A 21,945-nucleotide genomic window follows, 5' to 3' on the forward strand; every position below is an offset into this window, starting at 1 on the left:
GAATAACGTTGGGTATACTCTCCCTCGTGAGTTTCACTGTCAACCATGTGCTCGTTGCAAGCTTCTTTTTGGTCGCAATAGTCTCGGCAGTGCAGTGGAGTTCAGAAACTGCCAGAGATATTTTTGACGAACATCCTGAAGCGTATCACGTGTTACTCGGAGCGATCAGTATGATCGCGATCGTGGGCCTGCTTATTGAAATTCTGTCGCTGAACTGCAATGGTTTGAGCCGAGAAGGTCCACGGAATGCACCTCAGTTTCCGTTCGATCCTTCGCTGCCGTCGACGCCCATCGCGTCGAAGAGCGTCCGTTTGACGGCCTCTTCGGTGAGGTCAAGCAGCGTGTCACGCGTCTCCTCTGAAATCTGGATGCCGGTGAAAATCCCCAGCGGGATTTCGGCGCTGGCCTGCGTCGAGTGGCCCGCCGTCTCGCCCATCTCGCCGTAGGCGTCCTCGAGTACCTTGCCGATGTTGATTCGGATGTCCTTCGAGCGACCCGCGAGGAAGATGGTCTCGTCCGCGATGCCGAAGACGGCAGTCGTGGTGACGCCCTCGAGATCCAGCAGGTGACTCGCGGCCTGGGTGAGCGCCTCGCGGTCGCGGACGAGTCCGGCGTTCGAGACGAGGTGACTACCCTGGACGTCTCGGTTGGTGATCGCCTCGGCAAGCACGTCGAGCGTTTCGGGGGACATCGACGGCGACTCGACTTGTTCTAAGGTGTCGTGGTTGGCGAAGGGGTAGAGATACGCGGCGGCGGTGAGATCCGCGGGGGTAGTGTCGCGTTTGAAATCGAGCGTCTCCGCGCGGATACCGTACAGTAACGCGGTGGCGACCTCCTCGGAGACGTTCATGTCGAACTCCTGTATGTACTTCGTCATTATCGTCGACGTGGAGGACATGTTCGGTCGGATGTCGACGAATTCGGGTTCGTACTCCACTTCGGGTTCGTGGTGGTCGACGACAATGTCGACGTCGAGGTCCATCTCTGCGGACGTCGCGTGATCCACCATGGCTGCCGTATCGTAAATGGCGTGATCGCCGATTTCGTCCCACTGCACCAGATCAATCCCGAGGAGGTTGACGAACGCGCGATTCTCCTGGTGGCCAACGTCACCCAGATAGATGATATCCGATTCGACGCCGAGGTGGGACGCAATCGCCTGCAACGCGGCCGCGCTCGCGATCGAATCCGGGTCGGGGCTGTCCTGCGTGACGATTGCCAAGCGCTCGTCGGTCGTCTCGACCAGCTGGGCGAGTTTCCCCGCGTTGTACTCGAGTTCCCCCGACTCGAGGGCGCGGAGGGCGGATTCGGCGATCACCGACGACGGGTTGATGACGATGTCGGCACCGGCTTCCTCGAGTTCGTCGCCGGAGACGGGATCGCTCGCGCGTGCGACGACGAACTGGGTATCGTCGACGGCGCGGATGTGTTCGACGGCCTGTTTGTTAGATTCGACGTCGGAGGCGAGGATGAGGACGACGTCGCGGTCGGTGACGAAGTCTGCGGTTTCGGGTTCGCTGATGTCTGCCGTGCGAGCGTCGAGGTCCTGATCGCGGAGGGACTCGACGCGGCTTTCGTCACGGTCGATGATCAGGACGTCCTTTCCCTGCTCGACGAGTTCTTCTGCGACGGCGTAGCCGACGCTCCCACATCCCAAGATCGCATAGTCAGAAATCGACGAGATGGTAACCCCCGTACTCATTGAACGTGTGGTGGGACCGACCACACTTAACGCTCCCGAAGATTGTTACCCGATGAAGTGCTCGATCAGTGACGAACAGCGCCGAAAGGTGCGGAGTAGTGTGTGTTCGTCCCTGTCACGACGAGTTCTAAGGGAAACGTATTTCACTCGTCGCAGAAAAGTCGCGGGTACAGGGCCGGTAGCTCAGTTCGGCAGAGCGTCTGACTCTTAATCAGACGGTCGCGTGTTCAAATCGCGCCCGGCCCGTGCAACGAACTGGTGAGCGCAGCGAACCAGAGAGTGAACCGGACGGAAGCGATTTGAATGCAGGGAGGTCGCGCGCAGCGGAGCGAGCACGTCCGACCGTGTGTTCAAATCGCGCCCGGCCCGCTTTTGCCACGAGCAAACTCGCGAGTGGCAAAACGGCCCCGCGGTTTGAAGTAGACGAGTCACAGCCCGGGAAGCGAGCGTAGCGAGCGACCCGGAATGTCTCGGCGTAGTTCATAATCGCGCCCGGCCAGGGTATCGCCACTCGAGCCACGCCGTCTACTAATTTCGTACCAGGCACTCGAGAAACGTCAGGGGGACCTGTTCAGGGGGCGGCGAGACAGTTATCGGTCGTCTCGGACGCCGTCGGGGAGATCGTTGTTCGTCCGGGAGACGGTGCCAGTGCTGTCGAGAATGCGAAGCGAGTAGCCGTCGACATCGACAGTTGCGGTTGTGTCCTCGAGCGTGACGCCGTCTGCGTCGTTGAGGGTGATCGCGGTGTCGGTCGTCTCGAACTCGCTGTCGGTGATGATCGTGTCGGATCCGCGGAGGTCGATCCCGCGTCGGTTGTCCGGCCCGAGTTGCTCGACCTCGAGGCCGACGAACTCACAGCCGTTTCGTTCGCAGAAGATCGCTTCTCGGTTTCGAGCGCCGCTCGCGTCGCCCGTGATGTGGACGTCCTCGAGTTCGACGGCGCCGGCATCGGAGCCGAGGATTCGGACGGCGTTGGCGCTGCCGTTGATGTCGATGTCGACATCGTCGATAGTCGTCGCGCCGGCCGACGGATCGATTCGGACGGCGGCGTTTGGCTCGTCGCCGACGGTGATTTCCGAATTCGTGATCGAGGCGCTGTCGACGGGGTCCATGATTCGAATCGCGTCGCCGTTCGGTTCGGGCACGTCGACGGTGATGTCCTCGAGTTCGTGTTCGCCGTCGTCGAGTCGGATTGCGTGTTGACCGGCGGAGTCGTGTGAGTTTTCGTCGACGACGACGGTTGCGCCCTCGACCCGGCCGGTCGATCCGCTGAGACGGATCGATGCGGTGCCGCTGTTCTGGTAGGTGCCACCGTCGACACCGATTCGGCCGGTTTCGTTCGAGGCGTAGAGTCCGTTGTCCGGGTAGTCACCCAGTCGGCAGTTCTCGAAGATGAGCGAACCGCGGTGGTGTTGGTCGACGGCAAAGCCGGTCGCTCCGCGCCACATGTTCCCGGCGTTTGGCGTCTCGTCGATGTGATCCGCGCCGTCGTCTGCGAAGAAGCAGTAGACGTGACCCTCGCCGTCCGGGTCGGTAATGTTGAACAGTCCTGGTCCCCAGGTGCCGCTGTCGTGGCGACCTTCGACGGTAACATTTCGGACGGAGAGCCCGTCCTCGACCTCAGCACTGATTACGCGAATGCCCGTATCCTCTGCGGTTTGGTCGACGTCGAAGCCCTCGAAGAGGAGGTTTCGTCCCGGATCCTCGTGAGTACCAAGTCGGAAGAGGCGATACTGTGGTCCGTCGAACTCGTAATAAGAAGCCGGGACCAAGGTCGCACCGTGGCCGCTGAAGCCGACGTTCTCGAAGTTAGTGAGGCGCAGTTGTTCGTCCATGTAGTATCGCCCCTCCGGGAACTCGAGAAGAGTATCGTCGCCAACGTGCTCTCGTAATACAGGCGTGATGGACTCGTTCCCCTCGGGGTCCGCGCCGGCTTCGACGACGTCGACGACTGTCTCGTATTGGTCCTCGAGTGCCGTGGCGCTTGACGTCCCGGCGACCGTGAGCGTCCCAAGCCCAACGAGGCAACCCTTTATGTACGACCGTCGATCAATGCTTCGTTTCCGTGAATCGTTTAGAGACACGGCCAGTCCTCACCGTTAACGGTTATTACGTATATCCCAAGTAAAATAATACCAGTCCAGACACAGATTTCAAACGCCATCAAAGTCGCGACCAAAATACTGAAAGTCAGGACAAAGCGAACGTAATTCTATGAAACGCAACGCAAGCAGTTCTTGCCCGGACCGTTGGAAACGACTCAACCGAGGGGCTGGACCCGCCGAGACGGAAACAACAGTTGCGCTCGAACGAAAGAACCGTTTGAGAGACTTTCATGGAATGGTACTATCGGACGCATTCCGCCGCTCGAGGTCGCTCCCGAGGACATTCGAGCAACGGCGTGGATCGATTCACCCGAGCGCGTTACTGGCTGCCGGGAGTATAAGTCAAAACCCGTCGTATGGTCCGCGTGACGATGTCCATCACATACGAGGGAATTACGTTCGAACGGATCGGCCACGCGAGCAAGCGACTCGAGACGGACGATGGAACGGTTATCTACATCGACCCCTGGGAGGAGGTCCTCGAGTCTGAACCGGGAGACGGCGATATCGTCTTCGTCACGCACGACGACTTCGATCACTACGATCCGGCGGGGATCGACGCCGTAGCGAAACCGGATGGGACGGTCGCCGTTTACGAGGCGGTCGACACGAGCGACCTCGAGCGCGATGTCGTCGACTTGCCAGCGGACGGCGAGACGACGGTCGACGGCGTTACCGTCCAGACGGTGCCCGCGTACAACGACCCGGATGGGGAACACGTCGACGACGACGGAAATCCGTTCCACGCCGAAGGCGAAGTGATCGGAATACTCGTCGACCTCGATGGGACCTCCGTCTTCTGTCCGTCGGATACGGACTTCCTCGAGCACCACGAGTCGATCACTGCGGCGGTTTTCATTCCGCCGATTGGTGGGCACTTCACCATGGACCGACACGAAGCGGCGGACTTCGCTCGCAGCGTTGACCCGGAGCTCGTCTTGCCCGAACACTACGATACGTTCGAACCGATCGAGACGGATGCCGAGGCCTTCGCTGCTGAACTCGAGGACGACGACATTCGCGTCGAGTTGTTTTGAAGAAAGATTGAGACACGATTCCTGAGCGCACAACGAAACGAATTACCAGTGACTGAGACGGTCACTGCCCTACGCATTTTGGAACAAGTCTCTTTGAAAGACAATCGCGAATTTGTGTATGGTCTCCCACGATGACCGCCCTCGACTACACGACGACTGCGTAGAGATCCGGACCGTTCGCGAGGACGGTGAATCTGTGACACACATGATTCTGCGAGGACTGGCTCGAAGCAAAAACGTACCCGTGTCACAACTCGATTCGCTCTATGACGACGTCGAAACGGAGTCGGTAGGTGATTTACTCACCCATTCGAGAGAAACTAATTCGAACGTCAGTGTCACGTTTACAACCGACGACCATACCGTCGTTGTCACCAGCGAGGACTGCATCTGTATTCGTGATCCTGATCGAGCAAACTCGCATTTCAGCGAGAAAAACTAGGGCTCTCTCGAGTGGTTCGCTCGCTTTCTTGCCGGGTGCAAGCCCTCCATACCGCGACATCGTACACGCTCTCTGAAGAGACGAGATAGTGGCGAACGAGCGCCTCACAGACCGTATTCGATACGATGATTGTCTCGATAGTCAATATATTGGTGTTCAACCTGTGACAGGAACTTGCACTCGAGTCGGTCTGCCCGTTCTATTGCACAAGTGACGAATACGAGACGCACGCCGTGTGAACGGTAGCTACGTCCACTCAACAGCACCTGCGTTCCACTCAACTTCACTTCCGGTCCATCCGACTACGGACAGCAGTGGTTAGTTCAGACCGATGAACGTATACTGATAGTCCGATGTAAATGACTCCCTATCGTAACCCTTCACGGAGAGTGTAATTCACCGTCATCGCCTCTAATCTCTTTGGAAACGGGGTTATCCGACTCCTCGTTGTATCCTTGATTGAGAATTATGACATCGATCGCAGACATCGAGATTTCGGCAGACGGGACTGGAACAGGTGAATTGTTCGACGCAATTCCATCGCTCACCTGCGAGATGGAACGGGTAATCGCTTCGAGCGGCCACGGACTCTGGCTCTCGGGGCCTTCACAGGAAGCAATCGAGGACGCCCTGACGGAAGCGTCAGGCATCGAAGCGTACACACTCATTTCCGACGATGACGGTCGGTGGCTGTACGATATCCAGTTCAACAACGCTACGACCGACGTCTTCGAGTTGATCCTCGAGGAGCAGGGAACGGTCCTGAGCGCGTCGGCCTCGAGTGGCACGTGGCTGTTGAGCATTCGATTTGCCGACCGGGAGAGCGTCAGTTCGCTCTACGACAGACTCGACGAGGCGGAGATCACGCCGACGATCGTTCGCCTGTTCGACCTCGCAGAGGAGACGCACACGCAGTGTGGACTCACGGCGCGACAGTACGAAACGCTCGTGGCGGCGATCGACCACGGCTACTTCGAAATTCCGCGTGAGGTCTCGATGCAGGAGCTCTCGGAGGAACTCGGCATCTCACACCAGGCCCTCTCGGAGCGACTCCGCCGGGCCTACCGCGCACTCGTTACCTCGGAACTCAACGTCTCCGAGGACGAAACCGTCGCCCCGCCGATGCCATCGGACTGATCGAACCGATTGCGCTGACCACCTGATTACCCAAACGACGACCAATCACCGGCTATCGATGCCGGCTTCACTCGATGTTTTCGCGGCGCAGCGAAGGTAGATCCCGTCGCTCGAGTCGCGACGGGAGCCGACCCCACGAACGAATTTCGATCGTTCGTATTCCGGTTGACGATCCGTATCCGAGACCGAACGGGTACCGTTATGTTCCGTGCCAGACATACCCTGCCTATGCACGTCGAACGCGACGACGGAGTCCGCCGAATTTTCTTCGACCGACCAGCGGCACTCAACGCGATGACGAAAGAGACCGCCGTAAATCTCGCGGAGACGATCGAGGAGACGTCTCCGGACGAGTGTCACGCAATCGTCCTCACGGGAGAAGGTGACGCGTTCAGTGCCGGCGGCGACCTCGAGTCGCTCTCTGACTTTCCGGACACGGCGCGAGACGCGTACGAGTCGGTCTCCGACACCTTCGGCCGCGTCGTTGAGGCAATGCTCGAGTCGAACGTCCCGATACTCGCGAAAGTTAACGGCGATGCAATCGGTGCGGGACTGGCACTCGTCGCCCTCGCAGACATCGCCTACGCGAGCGAGGACGCGACGTTCTCGTGTGCGTTCGTCCGCGTTGGACTCATTCCTGACACCGGCGCCACGTTCATGCTGCCCCACATCGTCGGTCTTCGGGCCGCGAAGAAACTCGCGTTCACCGGCGAGTTTTTCGACGCCGAACGGGCGGCCGACCTCGAGTTGATCAACGAGGCCGTTCCAGCCGACGAACTCAACGAGCGCGTCGAGCAAGACGTCGCTCGGCTTCGAAAGGCACCGACGGCCATCGTCGGCATGATGAAACAGGCGATGCACGAGAACATGACGCGTCACTGGTCGGAAGCTCTCGATTACGAGAATCAACTGCAGGTACAGGCCCGGACGTCGGACGCCCACGAGGAGGGGGTCACGGCGTTCCTCGAAAACCGGGAGCCAGAATTCGACACCTAAGGCGCTGTTACTTACGGACTACTCCGTTAATACTCGAATCGCAAGCCACCGCAAGCACCACCAACTTCCACCGGTTCGCCGTCTAGTCGAGTGTAATGTCTCCAGAATTTACTGACGACGACATCGGCAAGACCGTCGTCAACGCAAACGGCGAGGAAGTCGGCTTGATCGCGGGCATCGAACACGGCACCGCACACGTCGAGCCAGACCCCGGAATCGCAGACACGATCAAAGCGAAACTCGGCTGGGGCGGTGCCGACGACGACACCTATCCACTCCAAGAGAGCTCCGTCGCCGAAGTGACTACCGACGAAATTCGCCTCGAGAGTGATCTCTCGGGGAGCGCCGGCGGCGGAGCGACCAGCGCCGGCGGCGAATCCGACCTCGACGCGGGTGGAACGGACACCACAGAGATGGGGTCCTCGAGCGACCGAGCGGGAGCCGGTGGCGCTGCCGGAGCCAGTGCAGGCTCGGCCGGCGCCGGTACTCAATCGGGTCGAGAAGGGCGAGACGACGATGACGGGTTGATGAGCGATGATGACGATGACGGATTGATGGGTGACGACGATGATGATATGATCGGTGATGACGACGATAGCGGACTCATGGACGACGACGGTGACGACATGATTGGAGACGACGACGATGGATTCCGAGACGATGACGACGGCCTGATGGACGACGATGATAGCGGCGTTAGAGACGACGATGACGGCCTGATGGACGACGATGATGACATGATCGGCGACGATGACGATAGTGGGTTGATGGACGACGACGATGATGACATGATCGGCGACGATGACGAAGGGCTCATGGACGACGATGATGACGACATGATCGGCGACGACGACGACAGCGGACTCATGGACGACGATGATGACGACATGATCGGCGACGACGACGACAGCGGACTCATGAACGACGATGATGACGACATGATCGGCGATGACGACGACAGCGGACTCATGGACGACGATGATGACGACATGATCGGCGATGACGACGAAGGGCTCATGGACGACGATGACGACGACGACCTCATCGGTGACGACGATGACGACGTCGACAGTCGAGATACCCGATAACCGCGATTTCCACCGACTCGAGTCACGATGGCGGTGATTCGGCTGGTCATTTCGGTTTTTCGAACGAGAGTACGCGAACCGAAAACCCTCCCTGGAGACACCGAGTAAACGGGTAGTGCCAGCACCGCTCGAGTCCGTTCAGGATTCAGAATTCGGATCGCCGTGTGTCACGCCGTCGCGCTCGTCGGCACGCATCCGCCTCAGTGTCGCTCGAGCGTTGCTCGCTTCGTAGCCGAAGAACACGTCGTTGCCGTACTCGCTTGCAACCTCCGTGGCGTGGACCAAATTGTCGATATCGATGTTGATCGCGTACAGTTCGATGCTGAAGGTCGTCTCGAGTGCGCTCTCGAAGCCACGAGCGATGGTCTCGAGCCAGTAGGTCGTCTCGTAGGCCATGTCGTACAGCGGGACGACGAACTCGTCGACGTGTTCCTCGAGGGCCTCGAGATCGATCCCCGCCCGTTCGTAAAGATGACCTGGGTACGGATCGGGATAGACGGTCATGTAGACGCGACCAGGGATTCGCTCGACGGCTTCCTCGACGAACTCGGTGATAACGTTCGCTCGCCACTCGTATCGATCCTCGAAACGGCTGTTCTCGAAGGACTGTTCGCAGACGCCACAGCGACAGTACTCGGCGCGCGGAAAGCCGATATCGTCGAGTCTGACGTCCTCGTTCGCCTCGACGCAGTCGTCGATGATCTCGAACAAGCCCTCGCGGTAGTCCTCGCGAGACGGGCAGACGTAGGCCCAATCGAAGTACGTCCGGTCTCGAGTGGCCGGGCGACCGAGGTCGTCGACGGGAACGAGTGAGGGGTCGGCGTCCGCCGCAGCGTTGTCACCGAAACACGACACCATGTTCACGCCGTTCTCGATCGGTTCGGCCGACCGGCCGGTCACGTCCTTGACTTCGTAGAACCCCCGGTCGAACTCGGGCCAGTTGACTTCGTCTTCGTTCCGCGTGACGACGCCGTACATAGTGAACGGTTCGTCGCCGACGCCGTAAGCCGTTCGGAACGCACCGTGTTCACCGCACCAATCAGTACCGTGTTGGCAGGATTTGTACACGCGAGTAGCGATACAACTCGGCGATCGAGACGCCGAAAAATGACGGTTGTCGGGGACTATTCGACCGGTTCGTACTCGACTTCTTCGATCTCGACGTCGGAAGAGCCACCGAGGACGACCTTCCAGAGAACGGCGATGACGAACAGGGCGAGCAGGAGTTTAACTGTACGAGACATGTACATCTCCACGTTCTTTTGATAGCTACTTAGCTATTCTGGACAGTTCTCTCGAGGTGAAAAAAGTCTCAGTAACGAGACCATTCGTGTAGATCACCACGGATCACCGAAAGACGACGGATAGAAACGGGACTCGTGTGCGCCAGTGGCGTTCAGGTGTCGATTAACGAGGCGATTCCGGTGCGGACGATCGTCTCGCAGTACGCACATCTGACTCCATCCTCGAGCACGTCGAACGTGGACGTAACCGGTTCGTCGCCGGTCGTAATACACTCCGAATTTGGACACGAGAGGACACCTTCAACGAGTTCCGGGCGATCGACGCGGTGTTTTTCGATCACGTCGTAATCCCGAACGATGTTGATCGTCGACTCGGGGGCGATCAGCGAGAGCACGTCCACTTCGTCCTGGCTAAGCTCTCGCCCTTCGACTTTGACGATGTCTTTTCGCGCGAGCCGATCCGAGGGGACGTTCATTCCGATCGAAAGCTCCTCACCCTCGCTGCCGTCGATGCCGAGAATCGCCAGCACGTTCAGCGCCTGCCCGCCGCGGACGTGATCGATGACGGTTCCGCTTCGAATCTTACTGACGCGCAACTGGTGGTCGCCGCCTGTCTCGCCGCCACCGTCGTTACTCATCGAGATCACCCCCATCCGCGAGCAACAGATCCAGCAACGCCATCCGAACCGGTACCCCGTTGTGCGCCTGATCGAAGTACGCCGCGTGAGCCGTATCGTCGATCTCGGGTGCGATCTCGTCGACGCGGGGAAGCGGATGCATCACCGTCAGGTCGTCCGCTGCTGCCTCGAGCGTCTCGAGGTCGATCTGGTACTCGCCCGCGACCTTCTGGTACTCGGATTCGTCGGGGAAGCGTTCGCGCTGGATTCGGGTGACGTAGAGGACGTCGAGCGAGGGCAATACCTCCTCGAGTGTCTCGTGTTCGCGGATTCCCGGACCGTCGTCGGATTGATGAAGGTCGTAGACGACTTCGCGGGGCAATTGGAGGCTCTCCGGGCTGATGAAGTGCTGGCGCGCGTCGAAGTTCGTCAGCGCGTGGGCCAGCGAGTGAACCGTCCGGCCGTACTTCAGGTCACCCATGATTCCGATCGTCAGGTCGTCCAATCCGGCGTTCTCGCGGATCGTGTAGAGATCGAGCATCGTCTGCGTCGGGTGATGCCCCGCGCCGTCGCCGGCGTTCAACAGCGGCACGTCGACGAACTCGCTGGCCATCGTCGCCGCCCCTTGACGAGGATGGCGCAAGACGAGCGCGTCCGCGTAGCCTTCGATGACGCGGACCGTATCGGCGAGCGTCTCGCCTTTCTTGACGCTCGAGGATTCGATCGAACCCATGTCGACGACGTCGCCGCCGAGGCGTTTCATAGCGGTTTCGAAGCTCATCTTCGTCCGCGTACTCGGCTCGAAAAAGAGCAAGCCGAGCAACGTGTTCGCGTGTCGATCGGCGACCGCCGACGGGTCGGCATCGATCTCGGCCGCCCGATCGAGGACCGTCTCGATGTCCGCCCGCGAGAGTTGTTTGCTCGTGATGAGGTGATCGTGGCGCATTCGTTCGTGTTAGCTCTTGGCGTCCCCTTGAATCTCCCCATTCGACGTCGCGTATTGCCGAGCGAAAACAAACGATACGCGATCGGAAAGGTCAGCCAGTACCGAACCGATAGTGACGGGAAAACACCCGTAGTGGCGCCCGCAGAGACGGGGTGCTACACACACCTCGTTTCCAGTGAATGTACTGAAGCCAAAGAGTTATGCGGGCGCTGGGGTAAGTACGCGCAATTGCATGGCGGGTCGGCTGGAGACTGGAATCGACGTGTTGGATCGGAAACTCGAGGGTGGGTTACCGACAGGGTGTGTCGTCGCCTACACTGCCGAGCCAGCGAGCCAGTCGGAACTCCTCTTGTACGAACTCACGGCCGCCCGCGGGACCCTGTACCTCTCGACCGAACGCTCCGACGAGGCAGTCGATCGAGCAATCGAGGCCTCACCGTCATCAGTCGGCAGTCCGACCGTTCGACACGTCACCAGCGAAGACCCACTCGAGGAGGCGACCCAGTTGATCGGCGCATTGCCCGACGGCGCGAATCTCATCGTCGACACGATGGACCTCCTCGAGCGAGCCGACCCGACCGAGTACGTCACCTTTCTCAACGAACTCAAGACGCAGATGATCGAGACCGGTTCGATCGCCATCTTACACTGTCTCAAAGGGAACGACGTCCCTAACAGTCGGCCACGGACACTCCACGCCGCGGACGCCGTCTTCGACTTGCGAACGAAAATTGCGGGAACGGAACTCGAAAATCATCTCACGATTCCAAAATTCCGCGAGGGCAAACAGCCGACCGAAGCGATCAAACTCGAACTCGTCGAAGAAGTCGCGATCGACACGAGCCGAGATATTGCGTAACTCGCTCGAGACGGGACGCGAGTCGATTCGGGTCTCACAGCGATACTCGCTCGCGTCGCGCTAAACGACGGGTCACGTGCGTCGTCCTCCTCGAGCACACGCGGTGCTGAGTGAGGTGGTCCGGTAAAAATGCGTTCGTCGACAAATGCCGTTTAGTACCGAGTGACGTTACTCTTCTGCGCCTTCGAGTTCTTCGACGATTTCGTCGGCGTCGACGTCGGCGTCCTCGAGGGCCTCCTCGATGTCGCCGCCGCCCATGCCGCCCATACCGCCCATCATGCCGCCCATTCCGCCCATACCCATGCCGTCGATGACTTCCTGGACGATGACGCGGTCAACACCGATCTGGTCGATGACCTGCTGACCGATCTGTTGTTTGCCCATCATCCACTGCTGGTTCATGGTCATCTGTGGCGTGGCCTCGAGGTAGAGCGTCTCCTTCTCGACGACTTCCGTCTCGAATTCCGGTTCGGCGTCTTCGTCCTCGTCTTCGTCGGGTTCGACAGGGACCTCCTCTTCGACTTCGTCGGTCTCGATCCAGAGGTCCGGTTCCATGCCGAGGAACATCTCGAACAGGCCGGAAGCCTGCTGTTCTCTGTCGTCGACTTCCTCGAGAATCTCGTACTCGTACTCGACGTCTTCACCCGCGAGCGGGTGGTTGAAGTCGACGCGAGCACGACCGCCGATGATCGTGCTGATGTAGCCCTGCTGACCGTCGACTTGCACGTTCGCGCCGGGGTAGCGGTCGTCCTCGTCGATCTTGTCGGCGCTAACCGTCTGGACGTCGTCGGGATCGTACTCGCCGAATGCCTCTTCGGCGTCGATCGTCACGGTGCCGGAGTCGCCGGCTTCGCTGCCGGTGAGGGCCTCCTCGACGCCTTCGAAGATGTGCCCTTCACCGATAACGATCGTTCGGGGCTTGAACTCCTGGCCCTGATCGTCGACGCCTTCTTCTTCGGCGACCTCGGGATCCGTCGTGTCGACGAGTTGCTCGTCCTCGACGGTGTATGCGGTGTAGTCGATCTGGACGAAGTCGCCCGCTTGAAGCCCGTCCTGAGCGTCTTCGTCTGCTGTTTCGTCAACGTCATCGGCCTGCTCCTCGAGTTCGGCCTCCTGATCCTCGGTCATACGTTGTACGTCCCGCCGTCTACATTTAAGGGACACGTTTTCGCGCGGGCACGGAGCGACCGATACTTACTCTCGGTGCTCGTGGCCTCGAGTATGTACGAAGTCGAAGTGAAGGTTCCCGCCGACCTCGAGCCCGTTCGGACCCGACTCGAGGCACTCGAGGCGACGCGGGAGGGGACGCTCGTCCAGCGAGATACGTACTACGACGCGCCACACCGGACCTTCGCCGAAACCGACGAAGCGCTGCGAATCCGTCGAGAGTCGAACGCCGAATCGGGCACAGACGAGACGCGAGTGACCTACAAGGGGCCCCTGCTCGACGACGAATCCAAGAGTCGCGAGGAGTTCGAAACGGGCGTTGGGAACGACGACACGTTCGATTCGATTCTCACGAACCTCGGGTTCGAACCCGCCGCGACGGTTCACAAGGAACGCGAGCGGTTCGAACTCGAGGGATTCACAGTTACGCTTGACTCGGTCGTCGATGTCGGCGAGTACGTGGAAGTCGAGGCCGAAGTCGAGGACGAAGCCGACCTCGCGTCGGCCCGCGAAGCGGTGTACGCGGTGCTCGAGCGACTCGAACTCGATCCGGACGAACAGATTCGAACGTCGTATCTGGGGCTGTTGCTCGAGGCGTGAGGAATCGACGCACAAATACGCGTAACAGAGCTCAGAAAGGGGCCAGAGACGCCCGATTTCGCTCAGCACTATAACCTGCAAGCATTTTTCGAACCGATTCTGTTTCCGCAAGTTATAGAACCACGCTTCGCTAACTCCGGGGTATGAGCGAGCGGAACATTCGGATCGAGCCAATCGACCGTCGAGCAGTCGAAGACCAGGACGTCGAGATCGTCGAGCGAAAGGGAATCGGGCACCCCGATTCCATCTGTGACGGCATCGCCGAAGCCGTCGCCGGAGCGTTGGCCCGCGAGTACTTAGATCGCGTCGGCGAAGTGCTTCACTTCAACACCGACGAGACGCAACTCGTCGCGGGCGAAGCCGCACCCGCATTCGGCGGCGGCGAGGTCGTCGACCCCATCTACCTCCTGATCGTCGGCCGCGCGACCAAACACTACGAAGGCCAGACGATCCCGGCCGAGACCATCGCGCTCAAAGCCGCTCGAGCGTACCTCGAGTCCGAGATCCCCCACCTCACCTACGGCGAGGACATTGTCGTCGACGTCAAACTCGGCGAGGGAAGCGGTGACCTGCAGGAGGTCTTCGGAGAAGACGAAGTGAGCGTCCCGATGGCCAACGACACGAGTTTCGGCGTCGGCCACGCCCCGCTCAGTGAAACCGAACAGATCGTGCTCGAGGCCGAGGCCCGGCTGAACGGCGAGTTCGCCGACGAAAACCCGTATCTCGGCACCGACGTGAAGCTGATGGGCAAGCGCGAGGGCGACGAGATCGACGTCACCGTCGCGGCGGCGATGATCGACGAGCACATCGCGGACATCGACGCGTACGCGGAGGCCGTCGAGTCCGTCCGGGAGTTCGTCGAGGACGTGGCGAGCGAGCACACCGACCGGTCGGTGGACGTGCACGTCAACACGGCCGACGACTACGAACAAGGCTCGATTTATCTGACCGTCACCGGCACCTCTGCCGAGCAAGGCGACGACGGCTCCGTTGGTCGGGGCAACCGCGCGAACGGCCTCATCACGCCGAATCGCTCGATGTCGATGGAAGCCACGAGCGGCAAGAACCCGGTCAACCACATCGGGAAGATCTACAACCTGCTCTCGACTGAGATCGCAGAACAGGTCGTCGACGAGGTCGACGGCATCCGCGACCTGCGCGTCCGCCTTCTCTCACAGATCGGCCGACCGATCGACGAACCCCACGTCGCCGACATTCACATCGTCACCGACGACGGCGTCGAACTCGGCGACGTCGAGGACGATGTCGAAGCCATCGTCGACGACGAACTCGCCAACGTCACCGACATCACTCGCCGCGTGATCGACGGCGAACTCTCGACGTTCTAAGGCCTCCCCTCGAGTCGCGATGCGTTTTGAACCGACGCGAGTAACCAGCGAAGACCTACTCGAGCAGCCAGCCGTAGCCCTCGATAACGGCCGATTTGCCCCCAGTCTCGACGATCGTTCCGTGCCCGGGAATAACACGATCGAAGTCCCACGCGAGGACGTCCCGTATCGATCGTCGGAAGGTCGCCTCGTTCGCGATCGTCGCGCGCAATTCGATCGGCGGGCTCACACGCCTGTACATTCGCAGGGCTCGAGCGACGAGACGGGTTTTCAGCGGGTGATGCTCGTCGATGTGAAACCCGATGTCACCGAGAATGGCTGTTCGACTCGGTCGGTGAAAGTACGCCACTTCGGTGAGCCAGCGGTGTCCGGACACGACAACCTGATCGATATCCATTCCCCAGCGCGGATCAGGAGTGTCACCGAGAACTTGGTCGAAACGCAGGTCCGATCGTCTCGCTGGAAGGCCGGGCGCAGCCAGTAGTTCGACGTCGGGATAGGCTGCCCTGTACTGTTCCATGTACAGGTGGCCGTGGAGTTTGCTCGCCGGGGCGACGAACCGAACCTCGCCGAGGTCCGCGAGCGCCGCTCGCAACTTCGGCGTCAATCTGGCCGGCGACTGGACGAAGAGGCCGCCACTCGAGAGCTTCATCACGGACATGATCCGACCGATTTCGACGCCGAAGAATTGCAGCGGCTCCTCGTACGTCCAGAGCCGTTCACCTCGCTTCGTCAACATATTCCGAGTGGTCACTGGCGGAGACGATAAACTACACGGTGGCTCCAGTACGATGGTCGAACGACGGGTGCGCTCCACCAGGACGAGGTATCTCCGTATCGTGCTCGTGACTGTCCAAATCGCACCAAAATGGGGATCTCCGCTTCCAACAGACCCATTACGCGAACGCTCGTGATACACTGATACCACGTTTCGACCCGGCGAACCTCGAGAGCGATCGTCAGTGTCCCTTCCATCTGCCAGTTCGAATCGGATCGTCCTCGCCGTCGTCGCGAGTACCTTCTTCGTCGGGTTCGGCGGCGGCGTCATCTTTCCTATTTTGCCGAACCTCGGCGAGGTGCTGGGCATTTCGGCGTTCATGGTCGGGCTCATCCTGAGCGCGAACCGGTTCACGCGACTCGTCGCGAACGCGCCGGCCGGCGTGCTCGTCGATCGAATCGGCACGCGAAAACCGTTCGTCGTCGGGCTGGCGATCGAAGGCGTCGCGACGTTCATGTACGTCGTCGCGATCGTCTCGCCGATGCCGGAGGTCTGGTTCATGGTCGCCAGAATCCTCTGGGGAATCGGCAGTGCGCTCGTCTTCGCGACGGCGTACACGATCACCGCCGACGTCAGCGAGGCCGACTCGAGGGGAACGAGTATGGGAATCGTCCGCGCAGGCATCACGTTCGGCTTCCCCGCGGGGCTCGTGCTGGGCGGTGTCGTCAGTGATCTCTGGACGAATACGACGGCGTTCGTCCTCGCAGCCGCATTTGCCGCCCTGGCGAGCGTCATCGCCTATTTGATCGTCCCCGAGACGCACGTGGAGTCCGAGCAGGATTCGGTCAAACCGTGGGACGTGGACACGAGCATGCCCACGGTCACGATCGGGCTCGTCAACTTCGGACTCTACTTCGCGTACATCGGCGTCCTCTTTTCGACGCTGGTGCTCTTGCTCGACGCGCGAGCGATCTCGATCTTCGGCCTCGACGCGCAGGGCTCCTCGGGCATGCTCATGGCCATCACGGTTCTCTCGGGTGCGGTGTTCACGCTTGGCGGCGGCTACCTGAGCGATACGGTCGGTGCGCGCGTTCCCGTCATGATCGCATTTTTGACCACCTCGTGTCTCGGCTTCGCCGTTCTCGCCTTCGGCTCGAGCTTCGAGGTGATGGTCTTCGCGTGTCTGCTGATCGGCGCGGGTCAGGGCGGGGTCGGCGGCCCGCTGACGGCCCTCCTCGCGGACCTGACGCCCGACGAGCGCGTCGGCCGCGCCATGGGGACGAACAACGTCCTCGGAGACGTGGGCGGTGGACTCGGACCGCTCGTTTCGCTCCCTCTCGTCGAGTCGATCGGCTTCCAGATTATCTACGGCGTCAGCGCGATCGTCCCGATGCTCGCCGGCGCGGTGCTCGTCGTCGGCATCTACGCCCACACGGGCCGGGTGAGTCCGACGATTAGCGAATCGACTGGATAAGGGCGGTCGTCTGCCTCGACTATCCGCTCGTCCGCTCGAGGCCCGTCCTCGTAACCCCCTTATAGCTCGGCCCAACTATCCACGTCCATGCACCCGCCGGGAGCCGATACCGTCCTCATCCGTCACGGGGACGTCAACACCAAGAGCAACACCGTCAAGCGGTACATGGAGGAGATCCTCGTCGAGAACCTCGAGGCGCTCCTCGCCGAGCGCTCGATCCCCGGCGAGGTCGAACGCCGGTGGAACCGCCCGCTGATCCACACGACCGAAGACGCCGTGGAAGAGGCGACTGCGGCCGCGGCCGACACCTTCGGCGTCGTCTCGGCGAGCCCGGTGGCAACCGTCAGCACCGAAAAGGAATCAATTATCGAGATTCTCGAGGAAACGGCGCGCGAGCACTACACCGGCGGCGCGTTCGCGGTCGACGCCCGCCGCTCGGACAAGACGCTGCCCTACGAGAGCGAGGATCTCGCTCGAGCGGGCGGCACGGCCATCTGGGAGGCCGTCGAAGACGAGTTCGAACCCGAGGTGAACCTCGACGACCCCGACATCACGTTCGGGGTCGAGGTCCGCGAGGACTTCGCGTTCGTCTACCTCGAGAAAGTGCCCGGCCCGGGCGGGCTTCCACTCGGCGCACAAGAACCCGTCGTCGCGCTAGTCAGCGGCGGCATCGACTCGCCGGTCGCCGCCTACGAGTTCATGAAACGCGGTAGCCCGGTCATTCCGACCTACGTCGACCTCGGAGACTACGGCGGCATCGACCACGAGGCTCGCGCGATGGAGACGGTTCGCCTGCTCTCGGACTACGCGCCGAACTTCGACATGCAAGTCTACAAGATCCCCGGCGGCGAGACGGTCGACGTGCTCGTCAACGAGATGGAGCAGGGTCGAATGCTCTCGCTCCGACGATTCTTCTACCGTGCCGCAGAGACGCTCGCCGAACGCGTCGACGCGAACGGCATCGTTACCGGCGAAGCGGCCGGACAGAAATCCAGTCAGACCGTCCGTAACCTGGGCGTCACCAGTCGGGCGAGCAGGCTGCCGATTCACCGCCCGCTCCTCACGCTCGACAAACAAGAAATCGTCGCGAAGGCCCGAGAAATCGGCACCTACTCCGACTCCACGATCGACGCCGGGTGCAACCGCGTGGCCCCCGACCGCGTCGAGACGAACGCCCGCCTCGAGCCACTGCTGGCGGCCGAGCCAGACGACTTACTCGAGCGTGCAAAAGCGGCTGCGCGAGAGGCCGAACTGGTCGAACCCTGACGGCGAGGATCGCGTGCGTCGGCAGGAGCGAAACCCACATTACGCAGTCGAACCGATGCACAGTCAGTGACGCGCGTCTGTCTCATCGGGACGGCCGACTGCAATCTCCAGTACGAACTCCTCTCCCGAGAGACCTCTCGAGACGCCCTCGCGACGTACGATCTCGAGCGGCCGTTCGAGAACTCGATCGCGCTGCGAACCGTCAGCATCGGCGCTGCCGTCTCGCTGTTGAACGACCTGAACTGGTATCTCACCCGATTCGTGGACGTGGCACTCGTTCAAGAACCGAGCGTCAGCGACGACGAGTGGCTCTCGCGCTCGCTCGCCACCGACCTCCGAAACGGCACCCTCGAGCCCCGCGAAACCGACAAGTTCTGTACAGTCTACGGCCTCGAGCGCGTCGGTTCTGAGCCCGAAAGTGATGCGGAACGCGGCGGTGAGCAGCCCTTTGACGGAGCAGAACGCGAGCACGTGGGCGAGGGGGACGACGTCGACGGTGCGGACGCAGACTCGAGCGACTCACCCGGAACCGTCCCCACCCAGTGGCGACTCGTCGAGCCGCTGTACGTGCGCAGAACCGACGGAGAGTTGCCGGAGTACGACCTCCGCGACGTCGAGGAAACGCTGGTCGTTCGCCTGACGGAGAGCGAGCACGCGCCGTAGGGACGCGGTAAAATTCGATCTCTCGAGAGAGACTGGCCCAGCCTCTGGAAGGGGAGTCAACCCTCAGTACTCGGGGTCGAGGTCGTGCTCGTCGCCGTCGGCGTCCGTGATCGTCACCGACGCGCTGGCGATCGGTTCGCCGTCGAGCGAGGCCCGAACGAGGTGGCCGACGGAAACGATCTGCTGTGCACACGCCACATCGTCTTCCTCCTCGGATTCGACGGTCGCCTCGAGGACGAGCTCCGATTCGTCCTCGTCGATCGACTTCTCCTCGAGCGTCATCGTGTAACAGAGGTTCGGCCCCAGCGCTTCGATAGCGGTCAGCACCGACGTGTCGAAGTCGATCCCGTCGACGAGGTCGGCGACGTCGCCGTCCTCGAGTTGGTGGTCCTCGAGCCAATCGTCGAGTTCGTCGGTGGTGTCGAGGATCGTCGCGGTGGGTTCGGACGGCGGGTCGGAGTGGGCGAACGAGACGGACTCGAGCGGTTCCCCGTTCTCAGACGAGTCGTCGGAGTCGTCGGAATCGTCAGTGTCACCGTCGTCAGTGTCGCCATCGTTCCCGTTTCCGCCACCGCTTTCACTCCCACTTCCGGGATCGTCATCCGTTCCGGTATCGTCGTCCGATCCGGAGTTCATCTCGTCGAGACAGCCGGCGGAGAGGGCGACGAGGCTTGCGGTACCGTACAGGACGGTTCGTCGTGAACGACGTGTCATCACCCGAACGTACTCACCGACGTATCAAATGAATGTGGCAAGCTAAAATGATTTTTGTCGTTACGAGTCGAGGTCGAACAGCCCCGTCGAGAGGTAGCGCTCGCCGCTGTCCCAGAAGACGGTGACGACGAGCGGGCAGTCGGCCTTCTCGCCGCCGTCGGGTTCGGGCGCGGCCACCGATTCGTCGAACTCGCTTGGCGGCTCCGGACACTCGAGGCCCGGATCGGCGATTTCGCGAGCGATTCGCTGTGCGACGAGACTCGTCGCGCCACTGGATTGGCCCACGAGCAGCCCTTCCTCGCGAGCCAGCCGCCGACACTCGTCTTCCGCGTCCTCGAGTCGAACCGTTTCGACGCGGTCGACGAGGTCGCGGTCAAGATTGTCGCTCACGAAGCCGGGACCCATTCCCTGGAAGTCGTCGTCGCCGGACTCGCCGGTCGAGAGAACGGCGTTTCGATCCGGTTCGACGGCGATTATCTCCATCTCGGGGAACTCCTCGCGAAGCCTGCGGCCGGTGCCCGAAAGCGTGCCGCCGGTGCCGACGCCGGCGACGAACGCGTCGATCGCTCGCTCGCCGACCTGTTCGACGATCTCCTCGCCGGTCGTTCGGTAGTGTGCCTCCGGGTTGGCCGGGTTCTCGAATTGGCCCAACTGGATCGCCCCGTCTTCGACGAGTTCGTCGGCACGCTCGCGGGCGGCTTCCATGTTGCCGTCGACGAGTTCTAGCTCGGCACCGTAGGCGGCCATGATCTGCTGGCGCTCCGTCGATTTATCTGCGGGCATGACGATCGTCAGGTCGTACTCTCGAGCGGCACAGACCAACGCGAGGCCGATTCCGGTGTTCCCGCTGGTCGGTTCGACGAGCCAATCGCCGGGTTCGATAGCTCCCTCGCGTTCGGCCGTGCGGATCATCTGGAGCGCCGGCCGATCCTTGGCCGAGCCGCCGGGGTTGAAGGATTCGACCTTCGTCGCGACGGTCGCTCCCTCCGGCGAGTCGACCTGGACGAGCGGCGAGCCGATCGTGTCCAGGATGCTCCCTTTCATTGACCCTCCGTAGCAGGCCGAGCCATAAACCGCTGCTGGACACAGGCAGGACCTGCCGGCTAGTCGGAGAACGGTAGTTTTGCTGTGTCTCGAGACCGACAACTGCCTCGAAAGCCTCCGGTTCGGTCCCACCCGTGGGGTGAGATGGTCCGTTATCGAGCGGTGGGTGGATAGGGATCGGTGAGCTGATTGGTTGTCAGTCAGTGCACACCTGATCGCCAGACGGTTCGGCTATCAGTGTGTGAGACTTTCAGTTGGCATTATTTGAGTGAATATAGGTGGAGGTCGGTAGGGACCTGCCAGAAACATCGTCGTTAAGCCATCGGAGCAGTAACCCGTGTGTATGAGTCTCGAGACATTGCGACCGAATCCGACGTGGGACGAGGCGTCGTACCAGGATGCCGTCGACACGCTCACCGCACACGACGACCTCGTCTACAAGGTCTGGGGTGGCGACTGGTGTAAGGACTGCCGAAAGCTCCTGCCGAATCTCGGCGCTGCACTCGAGGCAGCGGAGGTCCCCGATGAGCGGATCGAGGAGTACGCCCTCGACGAGGACAAGCAGGGCGAGGGCGTCGAGGAGTACGATATCGAGTACATTCCGACGGTCGTCGTCGAAACCACGGACGGCGATGAAGTGATCCGGTTCGTCGAGTCCGAGGACCTTCCGCCGGCCGTCTGGCTCGCGACCCAACTCGAAGCACAGCGATAGAACGTCCGAGGGCCTGGCTATTTCTGCGTGGATCACCAATCAGAGCGACGCTCCACGCTGTGACG

General features: G+C 61.1%; 21 protein-coding genes and 1 tRNA gene. 13 read left to right on the plus strand and 9 right to left on the minus strand.

The features are described 5' to 3' along the window. Window positions 1-253 precede the first annotated feature (253 nt). Window positions 254-1,702, minus strand: a complete 1,449-nt coding sequence (locus BB347_RS04260; RefSeq protein WP_076578071.1) for a DHH family phosphoesterase — start codon at window positions 1,700-1,702, stop codon at window positions 254-256. 172 nt (window positions 1,703-1,874) lie between these two features. Here BB347_RS04260 and BB347_RS04265 point away from each other — a divergent pair. Beyond that, a tRNA-Lys gene (locus tag BB347_RS04265) sits at window positions 1,875-1,948 on the plus strand. A gap of 344 nt (window positions 1,949-2,292) precedes the next feature. Here BB347_RS04265 and BB347_RS04270 read toward each other — a convergent pair. Further along, the gene (locus tag BB347_RS04270) at window positions 2,293-3,786 is read right to left on the minus strand and encodes a hypothetical protein (protein ID WP_076578068.1); all 1,494 of its coding nucleotides are present in this window, start codon (window positions 3,784-3,786) and stop codon (window positions 2,293-2,295) included. Window positions 3,787-4,178: 392 nt separating this feature from the next. Between BB347_RS04270 and BB347_RS04275 the strand changes: the two genes are divergently transcribed. The 5 genes from BB347_RS04275 (at window position 4,179) to BB347_RS04295 (ending at window position 8,507) form a co-directional block, all read left to right on the plus strand. Then, window positions 4,179-4,844 (plus strand): MBL fold metallo-hydrolase, encoded by a 666-nt coding sequence (locus BB347_RS04275; RefSeq protein WP_076580111.1) that lies wholly within the window; start codon window positions 4,179-4,181, stop codon window positions 4,842-4,844. Window positions 4,845-4,962: 118 nt separating this feature from the next. Beyond that, on the plus strand, window positions 4,963-5,286 hold the full coding sequence (locus BB347_RS19220) for a HalOD1 output domain-containing protein (RefSeq protein ID WP_076578065.1): 324 nt from the start codon (window positions 4,963-4,965) through the stop codon (window positions 5,284-5,286). A 468-nt stretch (window positions 5,287-5,754) separates the two neighbouring features. After that, on the plus strand, window positions 5,755-6,423 hold the full coding sequence (locus tag BB347_RS04285; protein ID WP_076578062.1) for a helix-turn-helix domain-containing protein: 669 nt from the start codon (window positions 5,755-5,757) through the stop codon (window positions 6,421-6,423). Window positions 6,424-6,651: 228 nt separating this feature from the next. Beyond that, the gene (locus BB347_RS04290) at window positions 6,652-7,419 is read left to right on the plus strand and encodes an enoyl-CoA hydratase/isomerase family protein (RefSeq protein ID WP_076578060.1); all 768 of its coding nucleotides are present in this window, start codon (window positions 6,652-6,654) and stop codon (window positions 7,417-7,419) included. 95 nt (window positions 7,420-7,514) lie between these two features. Beyond that, entirely contained in the window at window positions 7,515-8,507 is a 993-nt protein-coding gene (locus tag BB347_RS04295; RefSeq protein WP_077202626.1) for a hypothetical protein, read from the plus strand. A 138-nt stretch (window positions 8,508-8,645) separates the two neighbouring features. Here the strand turns inward: BB347_RS04295 and BB347_RS04300 are convergent, their stop codons facing one another. From BB347_RS04300 to pyrB, 3 genes are all read right to left on the minus strand, one after another. After that, entirely contained in the window at window positions 8,646-9,485 is an 840-nt protein-coding gene (locus BB347_RS04300) for a hypothetical protein (RefSeq protein ID WP_076580109.1), read from the minus strand. A gap of 418 nt (window positions 9,486-9,903) precedes the next feature. Then, on the minus strand, window positions 9,904-10,389 hold the full coding sequence (gene pyrI, locus BB347_RS04305; RefSeq protein ID WP_076580107.1) for an aspartate carbamoyltransferase regulatory subunit: 486 nt from the start codon (window positions 10,387-10,389) through the stop codon (window positions 9,904-9,906). Then, complete coding sequence (gene pyrB / locus BB347_RS04310; protein ID WP_076578055.1) at window positions 10,382-11,314, minus strand: aspartate carbamoyltransferase; 933 nt, start codon at window positions 11,312-11,314, stop codon at window positions 10,382-10,384. Before pyrB ends, pyrI begins: the two co-directional genes overlap by 8 nt. 232 nt (window positions 11,315-11,546) lie before the next feature. Between pyrB and BB347_RS04315 the strand changes: the two genes are divergently transcribed. Then, a complete protein-coding gene (locus BB347_RS04315; RefSeq protein WP_076578052.1) occupies window positions 11,547-12,173 on the plus strand; it encodes an RAD55 family ATPase in 627 nt (208 codons plus the stop codon). Window positions 12,174-12,341: 168 nt separating this feature from the next. Here the strand turns inward: BB347_RS04315 and BB347_RS04320 are convergent, their stop codons facing one another. Beyond that, window positions 12,342-13,301: an FKBP-type peptidyl-prolyl cis-trans isomerase gene (locus BB347_RS04320; RefSeq protein ID WP_076578049.1), complete on the minus strand. Its 960-nt coding sequence runs from the start codon at window positions 13,299-13,301 to the stop codon at window positions 12,342-12,344. Between the two features lie 93 nt (window positions 13,302-13,394). Here BB347_RS04320 and cyaB point away from each other — a divergent pair, with 93 nt between their 5' ends. Together cyaB and BB347_RS04330 are read left to right on the plus strand one after the other, a co-directional pair. After that, window positions 13,395-13,940 (plus strand): class IV adenylate cyclase, encoded by a 546-nt coding sequence (gene cyaB, locus BB347_RS04325; protein WP_076578047.1) that lies wholly within the window; start codon window positions 13,395-13,397, stop codon window positions 13,938-13,940. A 143-nt stretch (window positions 13,941-14,083) separates the two neighbouring features. After that, window positions 14,084-15,289 (plus strand): methionine adenosyltransferase, encoded by a 1,206-nt coding sequence (locus BB347_RS04330; RefSeq protein WP_076578045.1) that lies wholly within the window; start codon window positions 14,084-14,086, stop codon window positions 15,287-15,289. A gap of 55 nt (window positions 15,290-15,344) precedes the next feature. Here the strand turns inward: BB347_RS04330 and BB347_RS04335 are convergent, their stop codons facing one another. Next, window positions 15,345-16,028, minus strand: coding sequence for a DUF4336 domain-containing protein (locus tag BB347_RS04335; protein WP_076578043.1), 684 nt, complete (start codon window positions 16,026-16,028; stop codon window positions 15,345-15,347). Between the two features lie 223 nt (window positions 16,029-16,251). Here BB347_RS04335 and BB347_RS04340 point away from each other — a divergent pair, with 223 nt between their 5' ends. The 3 genes from BB347_RS04340 to BB347_RS04350 all read left to right on the plus strand — a co-directional run bounded on the left by BB347_RS04340 (window position 16,252) and on the right by BB347_RS04350 (window position 19,410). Next, window positions 16,252-17,481, plus strand: coding sequence for an MFS transporter (locus BB347_RS04340; RefSeq protein WP_076578041.1), 1,230 nt, complete (start codon window positions 16,252-16,254; stop codon window positions 17,479-17,481). A gap of 87 nt (window positions 17,482-17,568) precedes the next feature. After that, window positions 17,569-18,747: a tRNA sulfurtransferase gene (locus BB347_RS04345; protein WP_076578039.1), complete on the plus strand. Its 1,179-nt coding sequence runs from the start codon at window positions 17,569-17,571 to the stop codon at window positions 18,745-18,747. 66 nt (window positions 18,748-18,813) lie between these two features. Then, window positions 18,814-19,410: a DUF5804 family protein gene (locus BB347_RS04350; RefSeq protein WP_076578037.1), complete on the plus strand. Its 597-nt coding sequence runs from the start codon at window positions 18,814-18,816 to the stop codon at window positions 19,408-19,410. 63 nt (window positions 19,411-19,473) lie between these two features. Here the strand turns inward: BB347_RS04350 and BB347_RS04355 are convergent, their stop codons facing one another. Next, the gene (locus BB347_RS04355; protein WP_076578035.1) at window positions 19,474-20,124 is read right to left on the minus strand and encodes a hypothetical protein; all 651 of its coding nucleotides are present in this window, start codon (window positions 20,122-20,124) and stop codon (window positions 19,474-19,476) included. Between the two features lie 60 nt (window positions 20,125-20,184). Next, complete coding sequence (locus BB347_RS04360) at window positions 20,185-21,168, minus strand: PLP-dependent cysteine synthase family protein (RefSeq protein ID WP_076578033.1); 984 nt, start codon at window positions 21,166-21,168, stop codon at window positions 20,185-20,187. A 343-nt stretch (window positions 21,169-21,511) separates the two neighbouring features. On the opposite strand from BB347_RS04360, the gene BB347_RS04365 reads away from it, so the two are divergent. Beyond that, window positions 21,512-21,880, plus strand: a complete 369-nt coding sequence (locus BB347_RS04365; protein WP_076578031.1) for a thioredoxin domain-containing protein — start codon at window positions 21,512-21,514, stop codon at window positions 21,878-21,880. Window positions 21,881-21,945 lie beyond the last annotated feature (65 nt).

Origin of the sequence: Natronorubrum daqingense, from assembly GCF_001971705.1 — an archaeon.
Classification (GTDB): domain Archaea; phylum Halobacteriota; class Halobacteria; order Halobacteriales; family Natrialbaceae; genus Natronorubrum; species Natronorubrum daqingense.

Bases quoted from the DNA above. Each gene is read 5' to 3' on its own strand.
- BB347_RS04260 (WP_076578071.1), bottom strand. From the start codon at position 1,702: ATGAGTACGGGGGTTACCATCTCGTCGATTTCTGACTATGCGATCTTG.
- BB347_RS04275 (WP_076580111.1), top strand. From the start codon at position 4,179: ATGTCCATCACATACGAGGGAATTACGTTCGAACGGATCGGCCACGCG.
- BB347_RS19220 (WP_076578065.1), top strand. From the start codon at position 4,963: ATGGTCTCCCACGATGACCGCCCTCGACTACACGACGACTGCGTAGAG.
- BB347_RS04285 (WP_076578062.1), top strand. From the start codon at position 5,755: ATGACATCGATCGCAGACATCGAGATTTCGGCAGACGGGACTGGAACA.
- BB347_RS04290 (WP_076578060.1), top strand. From the start codon at position 6,652: ATGCACGTCGAACGCGACGACGGAGTCCGCCGAATTTTCTTCGACCGA.
- BB347_RS04295 (WP_077202626.1), top strand. From the start codon at position 7,515: ATGTCTCCAGAATTTACTGACGACGACATCGGCAAGACCGTCGTCAAC.
- BB347_RS04300 (WP_076580109.1), bottom strand. From the start codon at position 9,485: ATGTACGGCGTCGTCACGCGGAACGAAGACGAAGTCAACTGGCCCGAG.
- pyrI (WP_076580107.1), bottom strand. From the start codon at position 10,389: ATGAGTAACGACGGTGGCGGCGAGACAGGCGGCGACCACCAGTTGCGC.
- pyrB (WP_076578055.1), bottom strand. From the start codon at position 11,314: ATGCGCCACGATCACCTCATCACGAGCAAACAACTCTCGCGGGCGGAC.
- BB347_RS04315 (WP_076578052.1), top strand. From the start codon at position 11,547: ATGGCGGGTCGGCTGGAGACTGGAATCGACGTGTTGGATCGGAAACTC.
- BB347_RS04320 (WP_076578049.1), bottom strand. From the start codon at position 13,301: ATGACCGAGGATCAGGAGGCCGAACTCGAGGAGCAGGCCGATGACGTT.
- cyaB (WP_076578047.1), top strand. From the start codon at position 13,395: ATGTACGAAGTCGAAGTGAAGGTTCCCGCCGACCTCGAGCCCGTTCGG.
- BB347_RS04330 (WP_076578045.1), top strand. From the start codon at position 14,084: ATGAGCGAGCGGAACATTCGGATCGAGCCAATCGACCGTCGAGCAGTC.
- BB347_RS04335 (WP_076578043.1), bottom strand. From the start codon at position 16,028: ATGTTGACGAAGCGAGGTGAACGGCTCTGGACGTACGAGGAGCCGCTG.
- BB347_RS04345 (WP_076578039.1), top strand. From the start codon at position 17,569: ATGCACCCGCCGGGAGCCGATACCGTCCTCATCCGTCACGGGGACGTC.
- BB347_RS04355 (WP_076578035.1), bottom strand. From the start codon at position 20,124: ATGACACGTCGTTCACGACGAACCGTCCTGTACGGTACCGCAAGCCTC.
- BB347_RS04360 (WP_076578033.1), bottom strand. From the start codon at position 21,168: ATGAAAGGGAGCATCCTGGACACGATCGGCTCGCCGCTCGTCCAGGTC.
- BB347_RS04365 (WP_076578031.1), top strand. From the start codon at position 21,512: ATGAGTCTCGAGACATTGCGACCGAATCCGACGTGGGACGAGGCGTCG.